Genomic DNA, 789 nt, shown 5'->3' on the forward strand with positions numbered 1-789 from the left:
TTAGCTCAGTTCCCGGCCCTTTCGCTCGAAGTCGATGGGGCTCTTGAAGCCGAGTGATGAATGCCGCCTGACGGGTTTATAGAACCCGTTGATGTATCTGGCGACGGCGTTTTCGGCCTGCTGGCGGGATTGCCAGGCGACCGGCCAGATCAGCTCCGACTTGATGGTTTTGAAGAACGTCTCGACCATCGCGTTGTCGAAGCAGGTCCCGCGCCCGCTCATCGAGATCAGGATGCCGCGTTTGCGGAGCAGCACCTGATAGTCGACCGAGCAGTATTGCGATCCGCGGTCGGAATGATGGACCAGCCCCGGGGCGGGGTTGCGAGCTACGAGAGCACGGTGCAGGGCTTCGACGGCGAGGCCGCGCTTCAGACGGTCACTCGTCGCCCAGCCGACAACGCGGCGGGAGAAGAGATCAAGCACGACAGCGAGGTAGAGCCAGCCCTCTGCCGTCCAGATGTAGGAGATGTCCGCTCCCCACTTCCGGTCCGGGCCATCCACCGTGAAGTCCTGCGCCACAAGATTGGGCGCGACGGGCCAGGCATGCTCGCTGTCTGTCGTGCGCTTGAACCGCCGTTTTTGCCGCGCGATCAACTGGTTCTCGCGCATCAGCCGTGCCGTGCGATGCCGCCCGATCTCATGGCCCTCGTCGATGAGATCGCGGTGCATGCGCGGACTGCCATAGGTCCCGTTCGACAGCGCGAAGGCCGTCCGGATATGCGCCAGATAGACCATGTCCTGTTGCTGGCGCAGGCAAGCAGGCCGTTCCTGCCAGGCGAAGAAGCCGCT

At 63.4% G+C, this 789-nt stretch carries 1 protein-coding gene; it reads right to left on the minus strand.

The annotated features are described in order from the left end of the window. On the minus strand, positions 1–789 hold a 789-nt coding region (locus ACED67_RS21650; RefSeq protein ID WP_395543817.1), incomplete at its 5' end, for an IS3 family transposase.

The sequence above is a fragment of the Neotabrizicola paludis genome (assembly GCF_044142105.1).
Classification (GTDB): domain Bacteria; phylum Pseudomonadota; class Alphaproteobacteria; order Rhodobacterales; family Rhodobacteraceae; genus Pseudogemmobacter.